Here is a 21,580-nt window from a genome sequence, read left to right as displayed (position 1 = left end):
GATGAGNCTCCCTGAGACTTTAAGTCTCCTGAAGGAACGTTGAAGACGACGACGTTGATAGGCCGGGTGTGTAAGCGCAGCGATGCGTTGAGCTAACCGGTACTAATGAACCGTGAGGCTTAACCTTACAACGCCGAAGATGTTTGGCGGATGAGACATCGATAAGTAAGCTTGATAACAGATTAGATTAACCGGCGTAAGCGGGTTAATAAAACAGAATTTGCCTGGCGGCCGTAGCGCGGTGGTCCCACCTGACCCCATGCCGAACTCAGAAGTGAAACGCCGTAGCGCCGATGGTAGTGTGGGGTCTCCCCATGCGAGAGTAGGGAACTGCCAGGCATCAGATAAAGCAGAAGGCCATCCGTCAGGATGGCCTTTTTGCGTTGATGCAGAAAAAAATGCCGGATGCGACGCTGGCGCGTCTTCTCCAGCCTACTCTTGCTTATCCGGCCTGCTTTTGCATCCACTCCACCACAAAATCAGCCAGCCCCTCAATATCATTGATATCCAGTAACGCGACATCAAGATTAAGCGGCACATCACTGGCTACAGCAATAACATGCCTGTCTATCACTAATTCTTCCGGTCGATGTCCAACTCCATCGCGAAACAGCACAATCTTCGCGATCTCTTCATGCTTGAACCCTTCAACCAGAATCAGATCCAGCTTTGAGGTATCCATTCGACTTGCGAGAAAATTCAGATCCAGCGCTTCTTCGTCTGGCGTCTCCGTTATTAGCGCCCAACGCTGCTGGCTGGCAACGATGGTTTGTGCCGCGCCAGCCTTGCGCAGCTCATAGCTATCTTTGCCCGGTTTATCGACATCCATATCATGATGCGTATGTTTAATCAGCCCCGGGCGGATCCCTCTGGCGCATAATACCGGGATAAGTTTTTTCAACAGCGTCGTTTTTCCGGTGCCGCTCCACGCGGCAAAGGCGAGTAGCGGTATCATTGTTTTTCCTGCCATCGGGCAAGCTCCTCTGGCGTATTCACGTTCACAAATGCTTCTTTACGGTCGCTAAAATCAACCGCGTGACCGCCAGCAAGATTCATAAATGCCATTACCCGGCGTTCTCCTGCTTGCAGATATTCCTGCAACAACGGCTCAATAGCGCGATTTACCAGAGCAATAGTTGGATGATCGCGTTCACCGTCATGGACCCACACAACAGGTGCATCTTTGCGCTGATGATTAAGCCGGGAGACTAAATCGTGGGGAATATAAGGCGTATCGCACGGACAAAACAGAAACCACTCACCTGCTTCCTGCTGCATTACCGAAAGCATTCCCGCCAGCGGGCCAGGATAATCCGCCAGTGAATCCGCTATTACTTTCAGACCACTGGCCTGATAGATTTCCTGATGACGATTGGCATTAACCACGACGTGAGACAGCTGCGCCATAAGCGCGTCAGCGACATGTTGCCACAACGGTTTGCCGTTTAATTCAAGCAATCCTTTATCTACGCCGCCCATTCGTCTGGCTTTACCGCCTGCCAGCACAACGCCTGTTATCGTCGTCATCAGATTCACCGATATCGCCTCTTTTATTGTGGGATTGACCCTGCTAACGTGTCTGTCTCAAGAGTAAGGAGCATTACTATGAAATGTAAACGTCTGAATGAAGTTATTGAACTCCTCCAGCCAGCCTGGCAAAAAGAGCCAGACCTTAACCTGCTGCAATTTTTGCAGAAACTGGCGAAAGAGTCAGGTTTTGACGGCGAACTGGCGGATTTGACGGATGACATTCTGATCTATCACCTGAAAATGCGCGATTCCGCGAAAGATGCGGTGATCCCTGGGTTGCAGAAAGATTATGAAGAAGACTTCAAAACGGCGCTATTACGCGCGCGTGGCGTAATTAAAGAGTAAAAGCTTGTAAGCGCTACCAACAAAATCATTGTGAAATGATATCCTTCATCATTCGTAATGTTTTCCGGATGATGGGATGAACAACAGCGCTTTTACTTTCCAGACACTACACCCGGATACCATCATGGATGCTCTGTTTGAGCATGGGATCCGGGTGGATTCCGGTCTTACCCCGCTTAACAGCTATGAAAACCGTGTCTATCAATTTCAGGACGAAGATCGTCGACGTTTTGTCGTCAAATTTTATCGCCCTGAACGTTGGACAGCCGATCAAATCCTCGAAGAACATCAATTTGCGTTGCAGCTGGTAAGCGATGAAGTTCCGGTCGCAGCACCTGTGGCCTTTAACGGTCAGACTTTATTGATTCATCAGGGATTTTATTTTGCCGTTTTCCCAAGCGTCGGTGGTCGTCAGTTCGAAGCCGATAATATTGATCAGATGGAAGCGGTTGGGCGTTATTTAGGGCGCATGCACCAGACGGGGCGCAAACAGCTTTTTATCCATCGCCCAACCATCGGTCTGAATGAATATCTCATTGAACCACGCAAGCTGTTTGAAAATGCTACGCTGATACCTTCTGGGCTGAAAGCGGCCTTCCTTAAGGCAACGGATGAGCTTATTACCGCCGTTACAGCACACTGGCGGGAGGACTTCACCGTTCTGCGATTACATGGTGACTGCCATGCCGGAAATATTCTCTGGCGCGATGGCCCAATGTTTGTCGATCTGGATGATGCGCGTAATGGCCCTGCAATTCAGGACCTGTGGATGTTGCTGAATGGCGATAAAGCTGAGCAGCGGATGCAGTTAGAAACTATTATTGAAGCTTATGAAGAATTTAGCGAGTTCGACACCGCTGAAATCGGACTGATTGAACCTTTACGCGCCATGCGTTTGGTTTATTATCTTGCCTGGCTAATGCGGCGTTGGGCTGATCCCGCGTTCCCGAAAAATTTCCCGTGGTTAACCGGGGAAGATTACTGGCTGCGACAGACGGCGACTTTTATAGAACAGGCAAAAGTTCTACAAGAACCCCCTTTGCAATTAACACCTATGTATTAATCGGAGAGAGTAGATCATGAAAAAGATTTGGCTGGCGCTGGCTGGTTTGGTTTTAGCGTTTAGCGCATCGGCGGCGCAGTATGAAGATGGTAAACAATACACCACGCTGGAAAAGCCGGTTGCTGGCGCACCGCAAGTGCTGGAGTTTTTCTCTTTCTTCTGCCCACACTGCTATCAGTTTGAAGAAGTTCTGCATATTTCTGAGAATGTGAAGAAAAAAACTGCCGGAAGGTGTGAAGATGACTAAATACCACGTCAACTTCATGGGCGGGGAGCTGGGGCAATCTCTGACACAAGCGTGGGCTGTGGCGATGGCGCTGGGCGTAGAAGATAAAGTGACTGTACCACTGTTTGAAGGCGTACAGAAAACACAGACCATTCGCTCTACGGCCGACATTCGTGATGTCTTCATCAACGCAGGTATCAAAGGTGAAGAGTATGATGCAGCATGGAACAGCTTTGTTGTTAAATCTCTGGTCGCACAGCAAGAAAAAGCGGCTGCAGATGTACAATTGCGTGGCGTTCCAGCGATGTTTGTTAACGGTAAATATCAGCTGAATCCGCAGGGTATGGATACCAGCAATATGGATGTTTTTGTTCAGCAGTATGCTGATACAGTGAAATATCTGTCTGAGAAAAAATAATTTATTGTAATTCACATAAAGCCCGTGAATATTCACGGGCTTTTTTTGTTGTTTAATCAATATAAATACTTTCTGATAATTCACCTCGTTTCTGGACATTTTAATATCAAGCGCGGATATTAAAAGTTTTGCTGTTTTATCAGGGAATAATAGAAATGATACGTAAGTCAGCCACAGGTGTTATTGTTGCATTAGCCATTATTTGGGGCGGTGGAACATGGTATGAAGGGACTCAAATCCAGTCTGGCGTCGAAAAATTTATTAAAGATTTTAACGACAGTAAAAAGAAGGGAGAGCATGCCTATGATATGACCGCCAGCTATAAAAACTTTGACAAAGGTTTTTTTAGCTCTCATTTTCAAATGCTTATTACCTTTGATAAAGGTGCGCCAGATCTCAATATCAAGCCAGGACAAGGTATTGCATTTGATGTGGATGTCGATCATGGTCCCTTGCCGCTATCAATGTTAAAAAGCGGCAATATCTTACCTGCTATGGCGGCAGCAAAAGTTAAATTAGTCAATAATGAACTGACACAGTCGCTATTTATTGCTGCAAAAGATAGAGCGCCCGTCGAAGCGACATTGCGATTCGCCTTTGGCGGTTCTTTCTCTACAACTCTGGACGTTGCCCCTGCAGAGTATGGAAAACTCTCCTTTGGTGAAGGTCAGTTTACTTTTAATGGTGATGACAGTTCATTGTCTAATCTGGATGTTGAAGGCAAAGTCGAAGATATTGTTCTGGAATTATCGCCAATGAACAAAGTCACGGCGAAAAGTTTTACCATTAATTCTCTGACGCGATTAGAAGAAAAGAAATTTCCGGTTGGTGAAAGCGAGTCGAAATTTAATCAGATTAGCATTGTCAATCACGGTAACGAAGTTGCCAAACTCGACGCTTTTGTCGCGAAAACCACACTAGAACGCGTAAAAGATAAAGATTATATCAATGTCAATCTGACTTACGAAATTGATAAGTTAACAAAAGGGAATCAACAACTCGGTAGCGGTCAGTGGTCATTGATTGCTGAATCTATTGATCCCTTAGCAGTTCGCCAGTTTATCATCCAGTACAACATTGCGACGCAGAAGCAACTTGCTGCACACCCCGAGTTAGTAAATGATGAAGATGCACTGGAAGCAATGAATACTGCATTGTTCAAAGAGTATTTACCGTTATTACAAAAAAGTGAGCCGATCATTAAACTACCTGTAAGCTGGAAGAACGCTGTCGGTGAACTAAATGCTAATCTGGATATTAGTATTGTCGATCCAGCCAAATCTTCATCATCCACAAACAAAGATATTAAATCGTTCAATCTGGATATGAATGTACCGATTAATGTCGTCACTGAAATAGCTAAACAGCTTAATTTATCTGAAGGAATGGATGCTGAAAAAGCTCAAAAGCTGGCTGATAAACAAATCGGCGGAATGGCAACATTAGGTAAGATGTTTCAGTTAATCACAATTGACAACAATATTGCCTCGCTGCAACTGCATTATTTGCCAGGTAAAGTTGTTTTTAACGGTCAGGAGATGAGCGAAGAAGAATTTATGTCTCGTGCCGGACGTTTAGTGCATTAAAATGATAACTCGCCTCTGCTAATACGGAGGCGAGTTATAACTACTTATCCTGATGCCGTGATGACATCAGTGAAGTCAGAAGTCGGTCTTTTTCCTGCCACAGTGTGTTCAGCCACTGCTGAAAATGACGTTTGAAGCTTTTGTCATTGATATAGTCGCCATGCAACTCTTCAGCAATAGGTTGTAAATCCACATGCACGACAATCCGCGTCAGTTTGCCACTTAACATATCGAAGAATGGCTGACGGTTATTGTCCGGATAACACAGCGTAACATTGAGTAGTTTATCGAATTGTTTACCCAGCACATTCAGCGCCATCGCGATACCGGCGGCTTTGGGAGGCAGGAGATTTTTAAATGTCGAGTGGGTTTGCTGGTGTTTCTGTTCAGTAAAACGGGAGCCTTCAACAAAATTCACAATCGTGGTGGGATGCAGGCGAAACTTTTCGCAAGATCGGCGAGTGGTTTCAACATCTTTACCGCGCCGTTCCGGATGACGTATCAAATAAGCGCGGGAATAGCGCTTCATAAATGGCATATCCAGCGCCCAGCATGCCAGGCCAAGGAAAGGCACCCAGGCCAGTTGCTGCTTGAGAAAATATTTGTTCATTGGAATATGCTTACGAAACAACACGCACAGTACAACAATATCAGCCCAACTGCGGTGGTTACAAATAAGCAGATACCAGTTCTTTTTACTTAGCTCTTCCAGTCCGCGAACTTCCCATTGCAGGTGCGGGTTAAGGTGCAGTAATAGCGCTAATCCTTCACACCAGCAATACATCATAAAATCACAAAAAAGCGATACCTTTCGCCAAATCACTGGCACAGGTAACAATAGTTTTACGATCCCGGCAATGATGATCGGGACAGAACAAAAAATGGTGACCAAAATGGTCAATACGATACTCACCAAAAGTGTTATCGCAGCGAGTATTCTCGTCATAATTAAATTATTCAAAAGGTTAGCCATAGACAGTGCGCTAAAGAAGCGCAAGGCGCAGATTTTAGCAGAAAACGGCCCAAATAACGGATGATCCTTAGATAGAAAAATAATTCATATCTATCCACATTAGAAAAAATCCCTATTACTCAATCACCAGCAATGATTTTATTTTTAACTTTATGAAAAACAACAACAAATATAATGCTGTAACAAGCATGATAATAAATTAAAAGTGATGTAAATAATTTATACACAAAGTTATCCACATGACGATTTGCGAGCGATCCACAAGATCTACAAAAGATTTTCACGAAAAGCGGTGAAAAACTCATGTTTTCATCCTGTCTGTGGCATCCTTTACGCATAATCTGATAAACAGGCACGGACATTATGGTTCAGATCCCCCAAAACCCACTAATCCTTGTAGATGGTTCATCTTATCTTTATCGCGCATATCACGCGTTTCCGCCGCTGACTAACAGCGCAGGCGAGCCAACCGGTGCGATGTACGGTGTCCTCAACATGCTGCGTAGTCTGATCATGCAATACCAACCGACGCATGCAGCGGTGGTCTTTGACGCCAAGGGAAAAACCTTTCGTGATGAACTGTTTGAACATTACAAATCACATCGCCCGCCAATGCCGGACGATTTGCGCGCGCAGATCGAACCCCTGCACACTATGGTAAAAGCGATGGGGCTGCCTCTGCTGGCCGTTTCTGGCGTAGAAGCAGACGACGTTATCGGTACTCTGGCGCGCGAAGCCGAAAAAGCCGGGCGTCCGGTATTGATCAGCACCGGTGATAAAGATATGGCGCAGCTGGTGACGCCAAATATTACGCTTATCAACACCATGACAAATACTATCCTCGGCCCGGAAGAGGTGGTGAATAAGTACGGCGTACCGCCAGAACTGATCATCGACTTCCTCGCGCTGATGGGCGACTCTTCTGATAACATTCCTGGCGTACCGGGCGTCGGCGAAAAAACCGCGCAGGCGCTGCTACAAGGTCTTGGCGGCCTGGATACGCTGTATGCCGAGCCGGAAAAAATTGCTGGATTGAGCTTCCGTGGCGCGAAAACAATGGCGGCGAAGCTTGAGCAAAATAAAGAGGTGGCCTATCTCTCTTACCAGCTGGCGACGATTAAAACCGACGTTGAACTGGAACTGACCTGCGAACAACTGGAAGTACAACAACCGGCGGCTGAAGAGTTGTTGGGGCTGTTCAAAAAGTATGAGTTCAAGCGTTGGACTGCTGATGTCGAAGCGGGCAAATGGTTACAGGCCAAAGGGGCAAAACCAGCTGCGAAGCCGCAGGAAACCATTGTTGTCGACGAAACACCCGAAGTGACTGCAACAGCGATTTCTTACGATAACTACGTCACTATTCTGGACGAAGAAACTCTAAAAGCATGGATTACGAAGCTGGAAAAAGCGCCTGTATTTGCGTTTGATACCGAAACTGACAGCCTCGATAACATCTCTGCCAACCTGGTCGGGCTTTCTTTTGCTATTGAGCCAGGCGTAGCGGCCTATATTCCGGTTGCTCATGATTATCTTGATGCGCCCGATCAGATCTCCCGCGAGCGTGCACTCGAGCTGCTAAAACCGCTGCTGGAAGATGAAAAGGCGCTGAAGGTCGGGCAAAACCTGAAATACGATCGCGGCATTCTGGCGAATTACGGCATTGAGCTGCGGGGGATTGCCTTTGATACCATGCTCGAGTCCTACATTCTCAACAGCGTTGCCGGTCGCCACGATATGGACAGCCTCGCGGAACGGTGGTTGAAACATAAAACTATCACTTTTGAAGAGATTGCCGGTAAAGGTAAAAACCAACTGACCTTTAACCAGATTGCCCTGGAAGAGGCCGGACGCTATGCTGCCGAAGATGCGGATGTCACCTTGCAGCTGCATCTGAAAATGTGGCCGGATCTGCAAAAACACAAAGGGCCACTGAACGTCTTCGAAAACATCGAAATGCCGCTGGTACCGGTGCTTTCGCGCATCGAACGCAACGGTGTGAAGATCGACCCGAAAGTGCTGCACAATCATTCTGAAGAACTCACCCTGCGTTTAGCAGAACTGGAAAAGAAAGCGCATGAAATTGCAGGTGAAGAATTTAACCTTTCTTCCACCAAGCAACTGCAAACTATTCTTTTTGAAAAACAGGGTATTAAGCCGCTGAAGAAAACGCCGGGTGGTGCGCCGTCAACGTCGGAAGAGGTACTGGAAGAACTGGCGCTGGACTATCCGTTGCCAAAAGTGATTCTGGAGTATCGTGGTCTGGCGAAGCTGAAATCGACTTACACCGACAAGCTGCCGCTGATGATCAACCCGAAAACCGGACGCGTGCATACCTCTTATCACCAGGCGGTAACTGCGACGGGGCGTTTATCCTCAACCGATCCTAACCTGCAAAACATTCCGGTGCGTAACGAAGAAGGCCGCCGTATCCGCCAGGCGTTTATTGCGCCACAGGATTATGTGATTGTCTCGGCGGACTACTCGCAGATTGAACTGCGCATTATGGCGCATCTTTCACGAGACAAAGGCTTGCTGACCGCATTTGCAGAAGGAAAAGATATCCACCGGGCAACGGCGGCAGAAGTGTTTGGTTTGCCACTGGAAACCGTCACCAGCGAACAACGCCGTAGCGCGAAAGCAATCAACTTTGGTCTGATTTATGGCATGAGTGCTTTCGGTCTGGCACGGCAATTGAACATTCCACGTAAAGAAGCACAGAAGTACATGGACCTTTACTTCGAACGCTACCCAGGCGTACTGGAGTATATGGAACGCACTCGTGCTCAGGCGAAAGAGCAGGGATACGTTGAAACCCTGGACGGACGTCGCCTTTATCTGCCGGATATCAAATCCAGCAACGGTGCACGCCGTGCTGCGGCTGAACGTGCAGCCATTAACGCACCAATGCAGGGAACCGCTGCGGATATCATCAAACGGGCTATGATTGCCGTTGATGCCTGGCTACAGGAAGAGCAACCGCGCGTGCGTATGATCATGCAGGTACACGATGAACTGGTGTTTGAAGTTCATAAAGATGATGTCGATGCGGTAGCGAAGAAGATCCATCAGTTGATGGAAAACTGTACCCGCCTGGATGTGCCGTTGCTGGTGGAAGTGGGTAGTGGCGAAAACTGGGATCAGGCGCACTAAGATTTGCCTTAACAAGCCTTTTTTTCGTAACTAAGCAACATAACCAGCCACGATTTGTGATGGGTACTAGAAATTCCTATGCAACAACTGAAAAAAAAATTACAAAAAGTGCTTTCTGAACTGAACAAAAAAGAGTAAAGTTAGTCGCGTAGGGTACAGAGGTAAGATGTTCTATCTTTCAGACCTTTTACTTCACGTAATCGGATTTGGCTGAATTTTTTAGCCGCCCCAGTCAGTAATGACTGGGGCGTTTTTTTATTGTGCGAAAGAAAAGATCCGTATTGCCGGATACGTTGTGCTTAACAGGCCTACGGTAGAAAAATAGCTCATTGAGTTTGCATGATTTTATGTGCCAGATACGCGATATCCGGCACATGCGTAAGGGCTAGAAAATTATTCGCCGCCCTGCGTTTCTTCTACAGGCTGCATCTCGCTGAACCAGGTATCCAGTTTCTGCCGCAGCTTATCCACACCTTGCTTCTTCAGAGAAGAGAATGTCTCTACCTGCACATCACCGTTAAACGCCAGCACTGCTTCACGCACCATATTCAATTGCGCTTTACGTGCACCGCTCGCCAGTTTATCCGCTTTGGTCAGCAACACCAGTACGGCGATATTGCTGTCCACCGCCCACTCAATCATCTGCTGGTCGAGATCTTTCAGCGGATGGCGAATATCCATCAGCACGACCAGGCCTTGTAGACTCTGACGTTTTTCGAGGTACTCACCGAGCGCGCGCTGCCATTTGCGCTTCATCTCTTCAGGAACTTCCGCGTAGCCATAGCCAGGCAAGTCGACCAGACGTTTGCCCTCAGCCACTTCAAACAGGTTGATAAGCTGGGTACGTCCTGGTGTTTTCGAGGTACGCGCCAGGCTTTTCTGGTTAGTCAGCGTGTTCAGCGCGCTGGATTTACCTGCGTTGGAACGGCCTGCAAAAGCCACTTCGATCCCGGTATCGGAAGGTAAGTGGCGAATATCAGGCGCACTCATCACAAAATGCGTCTGTTGATAATTCAAATTAGTCAAAGCGGTCGTCTCCGTCAGTCAAAGCTTTGCGGCGATTATACCTGAACCACAATAAAAGACGGATTTTTCGGCGTGAACGGTGTAAGTAAATACCATGTACTTTGTGAGACATTGCCGATTGTTTTTATGAGAAATCGAAGAGAAATTTCTGCGACGCATGTCAAATAGGCTAAATAAATCATGTGATTAGTTTTATACAATAATCTGAAAATGAGTAAATACTGATGATAGTTTATTGTTTGTTTAACACAGAAGCGTAAAGTAGCACCCATAGAGCGAGGACGCTAACAGGAACGATGACTCAGGATGAGGGTCAGGAGCGCCAGGAGGCGAAGACAGAGGATTGTCAGGAAGACAAACGTCCGGAGACGTCACTAAAGGGAAATGGAATCAACACGGAATGTTCCGGCTAATGGAAAAACAGGGTGTGTTGGCGGCCTGCAAGGATTGTAAGACCCGTTAAGGGTTGTGAGTCAGGAAAAAAGGCGACAGAGTAATCTGTCGCCTTTTTTCTTTGCTTGCTTTCTGTTAGATTCCGCCGCAAATCTATACTAAATAAAACGGCTAAAAGACGAATTGATATGAAACCATCATCTTCAAACTCACGCAGCAAAGGTCATGCAAAAGCGCGTCGTAAAACCCGCGAAGAGCTGAATCAGGAAGCTCGTGATCGCAAGCGCCAAGAAAAAACGTCGTGGTCATGCACCAGGCAGCCGCGCAGCGGGCGGTAGCGCTACTTCGGGTAGCAAAGGCCAGAATGCACCGAAAGATCCACGTATTGGCAGTAAAACCCCTATTCCATTGGGCGTGACTGAAAAAGTCACCAAACAGCACAAACCGAAGAGTGAGAAACCTATGCTTTCACCGCAGGCGGAGTTGGAGTTACTGGAGACGGATGAGCGTCTGGATGCGCTGCTGGAACGTCTGGAAGCAGGCGAAACCCTGAGTGCCGAAGAACAATCCTGGGTAGATGCCAAGCTGGATCGTATTGATGAGCTGATGCAGAAACTCGGCCTCTCTTATGACGACGACGAAGAAGAGGAAGAAGACGAGAAGCAAGAAGACATGATGCGTCTACTGCGGGGCAACTAACGGATTGCCGCCGTGGGCCTTCCCGTTCTGCTGATAACCCTTCCGGTTATATGTTATCTGGTGTGGTTATTCGTTAAACTACAGCGGTTGTCGCGGCGACAAAAGTGGCTGCGCAACCGGCTGATGACCCGAAACGGGCATCCGTCGGTACGCCGTAGCCGCCAGAGACGCCATCGGAAGGAGTGAGCATGTCTGTACAGCAAATCGACTGGGACCTGGCCCTGATCCAGAAATATAACTATTCCGGGCCACGATACACCTCGTACCCGACCGCGCTGGAGTTTTCAGAAGACTTCGGCGAACAGGCGTTTTTACAAGCCGTGGCGCGCTACCCTGAGCGTCCCTTATCTCTCTACGTACATATCCCGTTCTGCCACAAACTTTGCTACTTCTGCGGTTGCAACAAGATTGTGACTCGTCAGCAGCACAAGGCCGACCAGTATCTGGACGTGCTTGAGCAAGAAATCGTTCATCGTGCACCGCTTTTTGCCGGGCGCAAGGTGAGCCAGCTGCACTGGGGCGGTGGAACGCCAACATACCTGAATAAAGCGCAAATCAGCCGCCTGATGAAGCTGTTGCGCGAAAACTTCCAGTTCAATGCCGATGCGGAAATCTCAATCGAAGTCGATCCGCGCGAAATCGAACTGGATGTACTGGATCATTTACGCGCGGAAGGCTTTAATCGCCTGAGCATGGGCGTGCAGGACTTCAACAAAGAAGTACAGCGTCTGGTTAACCGCGAGCAGGATGAAGAGTTCATCTTTGCGCTGCTTAACCATGCGCGTGAGATTGGCTTTACCTCCACCAACATTGACCTGATTTACGGCCTGCCGAAACAGACGCCGGAGAGTTTCGCCTTTACCCTGAAACGCGTGGCGGAGCTGAACCCTGATCGTCTGAGCGTCTTTAACTACGCGCATCTGCCAACTATTTTTGCCGCCCAGCGCAAAATCAAAGATGCTGACTTGCCGAGTCCGCAACAAAAACTCGATATTCTGCAGGAAACCATCGCCTTCCTGACACAATCGGGCTATCAGTTTATCGGTATGGATCACTTTGCTCGCCCGGATGACGAGCTGGCAGTGGCCCAGCGTGAAGGCGTGCTGCATCGTAACTTCCAGGGCTACACCACCCAGGGCGATACCGACCTGCTTGGGATGGGCGTTTCCGCCATCAGCATGATTGGCGACTGCTACGCGCAGAACCAGAAAGAGTTGAAGCAGTACTATCAGCAGGTGGATGAACAAGGTGATGCGTTGTGGCGTGGTATTGCGCTAACGCGCGATGACTGTATTCGCCGCGATGTGATTAAGTCGCTCATCTGCAACTTCTGTCTGGATTACGCCCCCATTGAGCAACAGTGGGATTTGCACTTCGCTGATTACTTTGCGGAAGATCTCAAGCTGCTGGCCCCATTAGCAAAAGACGGGCTGGTGGATGTGGATGAGAAGGGGATTCAGGTGACGGCGAAAGGTCGCTTGCTGATCCGCAACATTTGCATGTGCTTTGATACGTATCTGCGCCAGAAAGCGCGAATGCAGCAGTTCTCACGGGTGATTTAAATAGTGAATGGCGCTTCGTTTACAACGGTGATAAACGAAAGCGCCATCAATGTGCTGAGAACAAGGTTGCCTGGTGCGCTACGCTTATCAGGTCTACAAAATCTGTTTTTGTAGGCCGGAGAAGGCGTTCACGCCGCATCCGGCATGAACAAAGAGCACTTCATCAGCAATCTGAAACTCAGCTAAACAGCCCAATCATTGCGGCACACAGCACGGCAGCAACGGCAGTTTGCGGCGTGTGGCTGTTAACTGCGCCACTTGATAGCAGATTAATTATTGATTCCAGCATAATGACACTCCCCCCGTTTTTCGGGCATGATCATACTGAACTTACCGGAACAGTAAAGCGCAAAATAACAGCAAGTTGCGCTCAATAATCAATCTTTACATGGCGAGCCTGAATCACTCCATCCCCAGCTCTTTTAACTTACGCGTCAGGGTGTTACGCCCCCAGCCAAGTAAGCGTGCTGCTTCCTGTTTATGCCCCTGCGTATGTCGCAACGCGGTAGTCAGTAACGTCCGCTCCAGCTCTGGTTGCGCTTCAGACAGCAAGTTTTGATGACCGGAACGTAGCGCCCGATCTGCCCACTGTGCTAACAGCGTTGCCCAACTGTCCGGCTGCATTTGTGAAGTGCTTTCCGGTACGGTTGATTCAAACAGTTCGCCAGGCAAATCCTGAATCAACACTTCCTGTCCGGCAGCCATTACCGTTAGCCAGCGGCAGGTGTTTTCCAGCTGGCGCACGTTGCCTGGCCACGCCAGACGCGTCAGAGCGGCTTCAGTTTCCGGATGCAGCAACTTTGCTTCTACGCCCAGCTCGCGAGCGGCAACTTGTAAAAAATGGCGTGCCAGACGGGGAATATCTTCCCGACGCTCACGCAGCGGCGGCAGATGAACACGGATAACGTTCAGGCGGTGGAACAAATCCTCACGGAACTTGCCTTCCTGCACCCGCTGTTCGAGATTCTGGTGAGTGGCAGCGATAATCCGCACATCCACTTTCACCGGCGCATAGCCGCCAACGCGATAAAACTGACCGTCTGCCAGCACGCGCAGCAAACGCGTCTGCACATCCAGTGGCATATCGCCAATTTCATCGAGAAATAACGTGCCGCCATCGGCCTGTTCAAAACGCCCCTGACGAATGGTATTCGCGCCGGTAAACGCGCCTTTCTCGTGACCGAACAGTTCTGATTCGATCAAATCCTTCGGGATAGCAGCCATATTGAGCGCGATAAACGGCGCTTTGGCTCGCGGGCTGTGGCGATGCAGGGCATGAGCAACCAGTTCTTTACCAGTGCCGGATTCGCCGTTGATCAGCACGCTAATGGAAGAGCGCGAAAGCCGACCGATAATACGGAACACGTCCTGCATGGCTGGCGCTTCGCCGATGATATCGGTCGTTGGGCCGTTAAGCTGAACATTACGCGGCTGCTGCTGTTCCTGGTAATGACTGATGGCGCGCTCAACCAGCGCCACGGCTTCGTCGATATCAAACGGTTTAGGCAGATAATCAAACGCCCCTTGTTGATAGGCGCTGACGGCAGCATCCAGATCGGAATGTGCGGTCATAATGATGACCGGAAGCATCGGATGGCGCTGTTTAATCTGCTTGAGCAGCGCCAGCCCGTCCATTCCCGGCATACGGATATCTGAAAGCAGCACATCCGGCGTTTTGCTCGCCAGCGCCTCCAGTACCTCCGCACCGTTCTCAAACGTCGTACAGGTTAAACCTGCCCCAGCGAGCGCACGTTCAAGCACCCAACGGATGGAACTATCGTCATCGACTACCCAGACTATCCCTCGTTGCATAAACGTCACCTTTATTTCCTGATAGGCAGGTAAACCGAGAACTCGGTATGACCTGGCCAACTGGTAAATTCAATTTTGCCTGAATGCTGATCAATCAAATTACGGGCGATGGATAAGCCAAGCCCGGTGCCACCTTCGCGGCCGCTGACCATCGGGTAAAACAGCGTATCCTGCAAATGAGGCGGAATGCCTGGCCCGTTATCTTCCACATCAATCCGCGCCGCCAGCCGATATCGTTCGCCGTGTAAGGTCAGTTGAAACGCGGTGCGGGTACGCAGAATGATTTCACCACCTTCCGGCCCCAGCGCCTGTAGCGCATTGCGCACAATATTCAGCAGCACTTGCTCAATTTGATCCGGGTCGTGCGCCAGTTCCGGCAGGCTGGGGTCGTAATCACGAATCAACCGCACGTTGTCCGGCAGTTCCATCGACACCAGCGTCACCACGCGTTCAGCCACTTTGTGAATACTTTCGGTGACACGCGTACCGGGCAGCTGCGGCCCCAACAGACGGTCGACCAAATTTCGCAGCCGGTCCGCCTGTTCGATAATCACTTTGGTATATTCCAGCAGCGACGGGTCAGGTAACGCTTTGCTGAGCAGCTGCGCCGCGCCACGTAAACCGCCAAGCGGATTTTTAATCTCATGCGCCAGGCCGCGCACTAAATCACGGGCGGCAACCTGTTGAGCATGTTGTAGCTGTTCCTGACTTAAGCGGCGCTGGTTATCCATCGGCGCCATCTCCAGCAGGATCATGCCGTCCGGCATACGCTGAGCCGTCACAGAAAGAATATGCGAGCGACCGTCGATGACCAGCGTCACTTCGTTATCGGTAAAACCTTGCCCCGCCTCCAGACTTTCTTGCATCAGCTCGATATTTAATGAGAAGTAGCTCAATAGTTCCGGTAACGGTGTACCAAACAATTTGCGGGAGCTTTGGGCGAGCAGTTGTTGCGCGGCGGGGTTGGCGTAATGGATCGCCAGATTGTCATCAATTAACAAAATACTGTTAATCAGCGAGTTGAGGATCTGCCCAGCATCGGGCTGCGTGCCTGTTGCCATAAAGCAGTCTCCTGAACAGGTTGCACCATTTTAGTGCATTATAGCTTTTTACGGATAAAAAGCGCGAAGCATCTGAGAATTGACGGAGAAAAAAGCCCATGCAGAGATGGGCTGAAAGTTTCCACGGCAACTAAATCCCGGCGTTGTTGCGCCGGGTAGTACAACTTCAACTATTAGACGCTGTAGTACAGCTCAAACTCTACCGGATGCGGAGTCATACGCACGCGGTCATCTTCTTCGCGACGCAGAGCGATGTACGCATCGATCGCTTCATCCGTGAACACGCCACCGGCTTTCAGGAACTCGCGGTCCAGATCCAGTTCGTTCAGTGCTTCTTCCAGAGAGCCTGCAACTTGTGGGATCTCTTTCGCTTCTTCTGGCGGCAGGTCATACAGGTTTTTGTCCATGGCTTCGCCCGGATGGATCTTGTTCTTGATACCATCAAGACCGGCCATCAGCAGGGCAGCAAAGCACAGGTACGGGTTAGCCGCCGGGTCCGGGAAACGTACTTCGATACGACGTGCTTTCGGAGAAGAAACCACCGGAATACGGATAGACGCAGAACGGTTACGCGCAGAGTAAGCCAGCATTACCGGTGCTTCGTAGCCCGGGACCAGACGCTTATAAGAGTTGGTGGTCGGGTTTGCCAGGGCGTTAATCGCTTTAGCGTGTTTGATTACGCCGCCAATGTAGTACAGCGCCTGCTCAGACAGACCTGCGTATTTGTCGCCTGCGAACAGGTTAACGCCGTTTTTAGACAGCGACATGTGGCAGTGCATACCGGAGCCGTTATCACCGAACNGTCGGTTTTGGCATAAAGGTCGCGGTTTTGCCGAAGCGGTGCGCTACGTTGTGCACAACATATTTGTAGATCTGAATTTCGTCAGCTTTTTTGGTCATGGTATTGAAGCGGGTAGCCACTTCGTTCTGACCCGCAGTCGCTACTTCGTGGTGATGGGCTTCAACCACCAGACCCATCTGTTCCATCACCAGACACATTTCAGAACGGATATCCTGAGCAGAATCTACCGGAGGCACCGGGAAGTAACCGCCTTTCACTGCCGGACGGTGACCTTTGTTACCACCTTCGTATTGGGTGGAGGAGTTCCATGCGCCTTCGATATCGTCGATAGCAACGTGAGAACCGGAGATAGATGATCCGAAACGGATGTCATCGAACAGGAAGAATTCAGGTTCTGGCCCGAACAGTACGGTGTCGGCAATGCCAGTGGAACGCAGGTAATCTTCGGCGCGCTTCGCAATAGAGCGCGGGTCACGGTCATAGCCTTGCAGGGTGCCAGGTTCAAGGATGTCGCAACGGATAATCAGGGTGGAGTCGGCGAAGAACGGGTCAATCACTGCAGTGGATGCGTCTGGCATCAGCACCATGTCGGATTCGTTAATGCCTTTCCAGCCGCCAATCGAGGAGCCGTCAAACATTTTGCCTTCTTCGAAGAATTCAGCATTCACCTGATGAGCAGGGATAGTGACGTGCTGTTCTTTACCTTTGGTATCGGTGAAGCGCAAATCAACAAACTTCACTTCGTGCTCGTTCAGCATCGTCAGTACGTGTTCAGCGGACATACTTTAACTCTCCTGGATTGGTCATTGTCGTCGTGGTAACGAAATCTGCAATTATTTTGGCCGTGTCGCCGTAAAAAAGATAAAGCGAAAACTGTGCCAACTTTTAAATTGCCCCTAAAAGGCGTTATCATGCTTAACATCGTGCAAAAGGGCTGCACCATGATGTGAATGTTGCACCAATATAGTGCTTCAATGGAAACATTAAGCACCATGTTGGTGCAATGACCTTTGGATAACCCTTTTTATGCTCCGTGAAAGCGATCACAAAGGGACTCTGCAATACTTGTTTGCGGAGGATGTTTGTGATCCTGTTTTGTAGTGCGATTAATCCGTGTACAATAACGCGCTATTTCTAATGCCTGAGGCAAAGTTGTGATCGAAAAAATTGCGTAATATCGCCATCATCGCGCACGTCGACCATGGTAAAACCACCCTGGTAGACAAGCTGCTCCAACAATCCGGTACGTTCGACTCTCGTGCCGAAACCCAAGAGCGCGTGATGGACTCCAACGATTTGGAGAAAGAGCGTGGGATTACCATCCTCGCGAAAAACACCGCTATCAAATGGAATGATTACCGTATCAATATCGTTGATACCCCGGGGCACGCCGACTTCGGTGGTGAAGTTGAACGTGTAATGTCCATGGTAGACTCAGTGCTGCTGGTGGTTGACGCATTTGACGGCCCGATGCCGCAAACGCGCTTCGTAACCAAAAAAGCGTTTGCTTACGGCCTGAAGCCGATTGTTGTTATCAACAAAGTTGACCGCCCTGGCGCGCGTCCTGACTGGGTTGTGGATCAGGTATTCGACCTGTTCGTAAACCTCGACGCGACCGACGAGCAGCTGGACTTCCCGATCGTTTACGCTTCTGCGCTGAACGGTATCGCGGGTCTGGACCACGAAGATATGGCGGAAGACATGACCCCGCTGTATCAGGCGATTATTGACCACGTTCCTGCGCCGGACGTTGACCTTGACGGTCCGTTCCAGATGCAGATTTCTCAGCTCGATTACAACAGCTATGTTGGTGTTATCGGCATTGGCCGCATCAAGCGCGGTAAAGTGAAGCCGAACCAGCAAGTTACTATCATCGATAGCGAAGGCAAAACCCGCAACGCGAAAGTCGGTAAAGTGCTGGGCCACCTCGGTCTGGAACGTATCGAAACCGATCTGGCGGAAGCTGGCGATATCGTGGCGATCACGGGCCTGGGCGAACTGAACATTTCTGACACCGTTTGCGACACGCAAAACGTTGAAGCGCTGCCGGCACTCTCCGTTGATGAGCCGACCGTTTCTATGTTCTTCTGCGTTAACACCTCGCCGTTCTGCGGTAAAGAAGGTAAGTTCGTAACGTCTCGTCAGATCCTGGACCGTCTGAACAAAGAACTGGTACACAACGTTGCGCTGCGCGTAGAAGAAACCGAAGACGCCGATGCGTTCCGCGTTTCTGGTCGTGGCGAACTGCACCTGTCTGTTCTGATCGAAAACATGCGTCGTGAAGGTTTCGAACTGGCGGTATCCCGTCCGAAAGTTATCTTCCGTGAAATCGACGGTCGTAAACAAGAGCCGTATGAAAACGTGACTCTGGACGTTGAAGAACAGCATCAGGGTTCTGTGATGCAGGCGCTGGGCGAACGTAAAGGCGACCTGAAAAACATGAATCCAGACGGTAAAGGCCGCGTACGTCTCGACTACGTGATCCCAAGCCGTGGTCTGATCGGCTTCCGTTCTGAGTTCATGACCATGACTTCCGGTACAGGTCTGCTGTACTCCACCTTCAGCCACTACGACGACGTTCGTCCGGGTGAAGTAGGTCAGCGTCAGAACGGCGTACTGATCTCTAACGGTCAGGGTAAAGCGGTAGCGTTCGCGCTGTTCGGTCTGCAGGATCGCGGTAAGCTGTTCCTCGGTCACGGTGCAGAAGTTTACGAAGGTCAGATTATCGGTATTCACAGCCGCTCTAACGACCTGACTGTAAACTGCCTGACCGGTAAGAAACTGACCAACATGCGTGCTTCCGGTACTGACGAAGCCGTTGTTCTGGTTCCGCCTATCCGCATGACTCTGGAACAAGCTCTGGAGTTCATCGATGATGACGAACTGGTAGAAGTGACTCCGACCTCTATCCGTATTCGTAAACGTCACCTGACGGAAAACGATCGTCGTCGCGCTAACCGCGCACCGAAAGACGATTAATTTCGTTTTTTAGTCATAAAAAACCTGCCAGCGATGGCAGGTTTTTTTTTGCCTGTCGTGAGCGCTCACCAATGCGAGTATCTCCCTTATAAGTTTGTGGTTACGTCAATAGAGAGCTTTGTCACAATTATCTGCAAAGTCATACGCCGTTAATTGCTTTCTTTTTTGGCGTAAGCGTAAGATGCCTCATCTGGTTTAAACCAAAAGGATTAAACAATGACGGGAAATCAATCCACCGTAGAAAATGCAAAAGAGAAACTGGATCGGTGGTTAAAAGATGGCATCACTACGCCGGGTGGAAAACTCCCTTCAGAAAGAGAGCTGGGAGAGTTGCTGGGCATTAAACGTATGACGCTGCGCCAGGCGTTGCTGAACCTCGAGGCAGAATCCAAAATCTTCCGTAAGGATCGTAAAGGGTGGTTCGTGACTCAGCCGAGATTTAATTACAGCCCGGAGCTGTCGGCGAGCTTTCAGCGGGCCGCAATTGAGCAAGGGCGGGAACCTTCCTGGGGGTTTACCGAGAAAAGCCGTACCAGCGACATTCCCCAGACGCTTGCGCCACTGATTGCAGTGACGCCATCAACCGAACTCTATCGTATTACCGGCTGGGGGGCGCTGGAAGGACATAAAGTTTTCTATCACGAAACATATATTAATCCTGAAGTTGCCCCAGGTTTTATTGAACAACTTGAAAACCACTCATTTTCTTCAGTCTGGGAAAAGTGCTACCAAAAAGAGACGGTAGTAAAAAAATTGATTTTCAAACCCGTCAGAATGCCGGGCGATATCAGCAAGTATCTTGGCGGTTCTGCGGGTATGCCTGCGATCTTAATTGAAAAGCATCGCGCCGACCAGCAAGGCAATATTGTCCAGATAGATATTGAATATTGGCGATTTGAGGCCGTAGACCTCATCATTAATCTGTAGGTGTTTTATGGTGACAACAAATAACGCAAGAAAGATTCTACAACGTGTCGATACTCTTCCTCTTTATTTACATGCTTATGCCTTTCATTTAAATATGCGGCTGGAAAGAGTATTGCCTGCTGATTTACTTGATATCGCGAGTGAAAATAATCTGCGGGGCGTCAAAATTCATGTTCTGGATGGAGAGCGTTTTTCTCTTGGCAATATGGACGATAAAGAACTCACTGCCTTTGGTGATAAAGCCCGCCGTCTGAACCTTGATATTCATATTGAAACCAGCGCCTCAGATAAGGCATCTATTGACGAAGCCGTCGCCATCGCGTTGAAAACTGGGGCATCCTCCGTACGTTTTTATCCACGTTATGAAGGTAATTTGCGCGACGTATTATCGATCATCGCTAACGACATTGCCTATGTACGGGAAACGTATCAGGACAGCGGCCTGACTTTTACGATCGAGCAGCATGAAGATTTAAAAAGCCATGAGCTGGTGTCGCTGGTCAAAGAAAGTGAGATGGAGTCTCTTTCCTTACTGTTTGATTTTGCGAACATGATCAATGCAAATGAGCATCCCATCGACGCTTTAAAAACGATGGCGCCGCATATTACCCAGGTGCATATCAAAGATGCATTGATTGTTAAAGAACAGGGTGGTCTGGGCCATAAAGCCTGTATTTCAGGTCAGGGAGATATGCCCTTCAAAGCGTTATTAACGCACCTTATCTGCCTGGGCGATGATGAGCCGCAGGTGACGGCATATGGCCTGGAAGAAGAGGTTGATTATTATGCTCCGGCGTTCCGCTTTGAAGACGAAGATGATAATCCGTGGATCCCTTATCGCCAGATGAGTGAAACACCACTACCAGAAAATCATTTACTGGATGCGCGGTTACGTAAAGAAAAAGAAGATGCGATTAATCAGATAAATCATGTGCGTAACGTACTACAACAAATAAAACAAGAGGCAAGCCATCTTCTGAACCACTAATAAGTTTTAACGCATACGCAGTTAATAAAACCATTCCATA

At 49.2% G+C, this 21,580-nt stretch carries 15 protein-coding genes, 2 rRNA genes and 4 pseudogenes; 13 read left to right on the top strand and 8 right to left on the bottom strand.

What is annotated here, in order from left to right; all coding sequences use genetic code 11:
* A 23S ribosomal RNA gene (locus CRI63_RS11465) occupies positions 1 to 127 on the top strand; the annotation flags it as partial.
* 96 nt (positions 128 to 223) lie between these two features.
* Positions 224 to 339 (top strand): 5S ribosomal RNA (gene rrf / locus CRI63_RS11460).
* 103 nt (positions 340 to 442) lie between these two features.
* Here rrf and mobB read toward each other — a convergent pair.
* The gene (mobB, locus tag CRI63_RS11455; RefSeq protein WP_135519590.1) at positions 443 to 970 is read right to left on the bottom strand and encodes a molybdopterin-guanine dinucleotide biosynthesis protein MobB; all 528 of its coding nucleotides are present in this window, start codon (positions 968 to 970) and stop codon (positions 443 to 445) included.
* Complete coding sequence (mobA, locus tag CRI63_RS11450) at positions 952 to 1,536, bottom strand: molybdenum cofactor guanylyltransferase MobA (RefSeq protein ID WP_135486870.1); 585 nt, start codon at positions 1,534 to 1,536, stop codon at positions 952 to 954. Before mobA ends, mobB begins: the two co-directional genes overlap by 19 nt.
* Positions 1,537 to 1,605: 69 nt before the next feature.
* Here mobA and CRI63_RS11445 point away from each other — a divergent pair, with 69 nt between their 5' ends.
* The 4 genes and pseudogenes from CRI63_RS11445 (at position 1,606) to CRI63_RS11430 (ending at position 5,168) form a co-directional block, all read left to right on the top strand.
* A complete protein-coding gene (locus tag CRI63_RS11445; RefSeq protein ID WP_001295263.1) occupies positions 1,606 to 1,875 on the top strand; it encodes a YihD family protein in 270 nt (89 codons plus the stop codon).
* A gap of 76 nt (positions 1,876 to 1,951) precedes the next feature.
* Positions 1,952 to 2,938, top strand: coding sequence for a stress response kinase SrkA (gene srkA / locus CRI63_RS11440; RefSeq protein ID WP_135519588.1), 987 nt, complete (start codon positions 1,952 to 1,954; stop codon positions 2,936 to 2,938).
* Between the two features lie 16 nt (positions 2,939 to 2,954).
* Positions 2,955 to 3,582: pseudogene (gene dsbA, locus CRI63_RS11435) on the top strand (thiol:disulfide interchange protein DsbA).
* Between the two features lie 155 nt (positions 3,583 to 3,737).
* Positions 3,738 to 5,168 (top strand): DUF945 family protein, encoded by a 1,431-nt coding sequence (locus tag CRI63_RS11430; protein ID WP_135519586.1) that lies wholly within the window; start codon positions 3,738 to 3,740, stop codon positions 5,166 to 5,168.
* 40 nt (positions 5,169 to 5,208) lie between these two features.
* Here the strand turns inward: CRI63_RS11430 and CRI63_RS11425 are convergent, their stop codons facing one another.
* The gene (locus CRI63_RS11425) at positions 5,209 to 6,141 is read right to left on the bottom strand and encodes an acyltransferase (RefSeq protein WP_130216165.1); all 933 of its coding nucleotides are present in this window, start codon (positions 6,139 to 6,141) and stop codon (positions 5,209 to 5,211) included.
* Between the two features lie 363 nt (positions 6,142 to 6,504).
* Here CRI63_RS11425 and polA point away from each other — a divergent pair, with 363 nt between their 5' ends.
* Positions 6,505 to 9,291: a DNA polymerase I gene (gene polA, locus CRI63_RS11415; protein WP_130209966.1), complete on the top strand. Its 2,787-nt coding sequence runs from the start codon at positions 6,505 to 6,507 to the stop codon at positions 9,289 to 9,291.
* Between the two features lie 393 nt (positions 9,292 to 9,684).
* Here the strand turns inward: polA and yihA are convergent, their stop codons facing one another.
* Positions 9,685 to 10,317, bottom strand: a complete 633-nt coding sequence (yihA, locus tag CRI63_RS11410; RefSeq protein WP_130258776.1) for a ribosome biogenesis GTP-binding protein YihA/YsxC — start codon at positions 10,315 to 10,317, stop codon at positions 9,685 to 9,687.
* A 296-nt stretch (positions 10,318 to 10,613) separates the two neighbouring features.
* Here yihA and CRI63_RS11405 point away from each other — a divergent pair.
* The 3 genes and pseudogenes from CRI63_RS11405 to hemN all read left to right on the top strand — a co-directional run bounded on the left by CRI63_RS11405 (position 10,614) and on the right by hemN (position 12,971).
* A pseudogene (locus CRI63_RS11405) lies at positions 10,614 to 10,780 on the top strand (hypothetical protein).
* Between the two features lie 118 nt (positions 10,781 to 10,898).
* Positions 10,899 to 11,409, top strand: a pseudogene (yihI, locus tag CRI63_RS11395) (Der GTPase-activating protein YihI).
* A gap of 188 nt (positions 11,410 to 11,597) precedes the next feature.
* Positions 11,598 to 12,971: an oxygen-independent coproporphyrinogen III oxidase gene (gene hemN, locus CRI63_RS11390; protein ID WP_135519582.1), complete on the top strand. Its 1,374-nt coding sequence runs from the start codon at positions 11,598 to 11,600 to the stop codon at positions 12,969 to 12,971.
* 178 nt (positions 12,972 to 13,149) lie between these two features.
* On the opposite strand, the gene CRI63_RS11385 is transcribed toward hemN, so the two are convergent.
* From CRI63_RS11385 to glnA, 4 genes and pseudogenes are all read right to left on the bottom strand, one after another.
* On the bottom strand, positions 13,150 to 13,260 hold the full coding sequence (locus CRI63_RS11385; RefSeq protein ID WP_064527982.1) for a YshB family small membrane protein: 111 nt from the start codon (positions 13,258 to 13,260) through the stop codon (positions 13,150 to 13,152).
* Between the two features lie 113 nt (positions 13,261 to 13,373).
* Complete coding sequence (glnG, locus tag CRI63_RS11380) at positions 13,374 to 14,783, bottom strand: nitrogen regulation protein NR(I) (RefSeq protein ID WP_088563506.1); 1,410 nt, start codon at positions 14,781 to 14,783, stop codon at positions 13,374 to 13,376.
* Positions 14,784 to 14,794: 11 nt separating this feature from the next.
* A complete protein-coding gene (glnL, locus tag CRI63_RS11375) occupies positions 14,795 to 15,844 on the bottom strand; it encodes a nitrogen regulation protein NR(II) (protein WP_000190577.1) in 1,050 nt (349 codons plus the stop codon).
* A 173-nt stretch (positions 15,845 to 16,017) separates the two neighbouring features.
* Positions 16,018 to 17,428 (bottom strand): annotated as a pseudogene (gene glnA, locus CRI63_RS11370) (glutamate--ammonia ligase).
* A 385-nt stretch (positions 17,429 to 17,813) separates the two neighbouring features.
* On the opposite strand from glnA, the gene typA reads away from it, so the two are divergent.
* From typA to CRI63_RS11355, 3 genes are all read left to right on the top strand, one after another.
* Positions 17,814 to 19,625 (top strand): ribosome-dependent GTPase TypA, encoded by a 1,812-nt coding sequence (typA, locus tag CRI63_RS11365; RefSeq protein ID WP_135386915.1) that lies wholly within the window; start codon positions 17,814 to 17,816, stop codon positions 19,623 to 19,625.
* Positions 19,626 to 19,841: 216 nt separating this feature from the next.
* Positions 19,842 to 20,552 carry a GntR family transcriptional regulator gene (locus tag CRI63_RS11360; RefSeq protein ID WP_000147434.1) on the top strand — a complete coding sequence of 237 codons (711 nt, stop codon included), beginning with the start codon at positions 19,842 to 19,844 and terminating at the stop codon, positions 20,550 to 20,552.
* A 7-nt stretch (positions 20,553 to 20,559) separates the two neighbouring features.
* On the top strand, positions 20,560 to 21,540 hold the full coding sequence (locus CRI63_RS11355) for a TIM barrel protein (RefSeq protein ID WP_135519580.1): 981 nt from the start codon (positions 20,560 to 20,562) through the stop codon (positions 21,538 to 21,540).
* Positions 21,541 to 21,580 lie beyond the last annotated feature (40 nt).

Origin of the sequence: Escherichia sp. E2661, from assembly GCF_004745185.1 — a bacterium.
In the GTDB taxonomy this organism is placed as follows: Bacteria; Pseudomonadota; Gammaproteobacteria; order Enterobacterales; family Enterobacteriaceae; genus Escherichia.
The sequence above is the reverse complement of the archived record's forward strand: the minus strand, read 5'-3'. Positions and strand labels throughout refer to the sequence as shown.

Coding starts and splice junctions, on each gene's coding strand:
- CRI63_RS11425 (WP_130216165.1), bottom strand. CDS start 6,141: ATGGCTAACCTTTTGAATAATTTAATTATGACGAGAATACTCGCTGCG.
- srkA (WP_135519588.1), top strand. CDS start 1,952: ATGAACAACAGCGCTTTTACTTTCCAGACACTACACCCGGATACCATC.
- CRI63_RS11355 (WP_135519580.1), top strand. CDS start 20,560: ATGGTGACAACAAATAACGCAAGAAAGATTCTACAACGTGTCGATACT.
- CRI63_RS11385 (WP_064527982.1), bottom strand. CDS start 13,260: ATGCTGGAATCAATAATTAATCTGCTATCAAGTGGCGCAGTTAACAGC.
- polA (WP_130209966.1), top strand. CDS start 6,505: ATGGTTCAGATCCCCCAAAACCCACTAATCCTTGTAGATGGTTCATCT.
- hemN (WP_135519582.1), top strand. CDS start 11,598: ATGTCTGTACAGCAAATCGACTGGGACCTGGCCCTGATCCAGAAATAT.
- glnL (WP_000190577.1), bottom strand. CDS start 15,844: ATGGCAACAGGCACGCAGCCCGATGCTGGGCAGATCCTCAACTCGCTG.
- CRI63_RS11445 (WP_001295263.1), top strand. CDS start 1,606: ATGAAATGTAAACGTCTGAATGAAGTTATTGAACTCCTCCAGCCAGCC.
- mobB (WP_135519590.1), bottom strand. CDS start 970: ATGGCAGGAAAAACAATGATACCGCTACTCGCCTTTGCCGCGTGGAGC.
- CRI63_RS11360 (WP_000147434.1), top strand. CDS start 19,842: ATGACGGGAAATCAATCCACCGTAGAAAATGCAAAAGAGAAACTGGAT.
- glnG (WP_088563506.1), bottom strand. CDS start 14,783: ATGCAACGAGGGATAGTCTGGGTAGTCGATGACGATAGTTCCATCCGT.
- CRI63_RS11430 (WP_135519586.1), top strand. CDS start 3,738: ATGATACGTAAGTCAGCCACAGGTGTTATTGTTGCATTAGCCATTATT.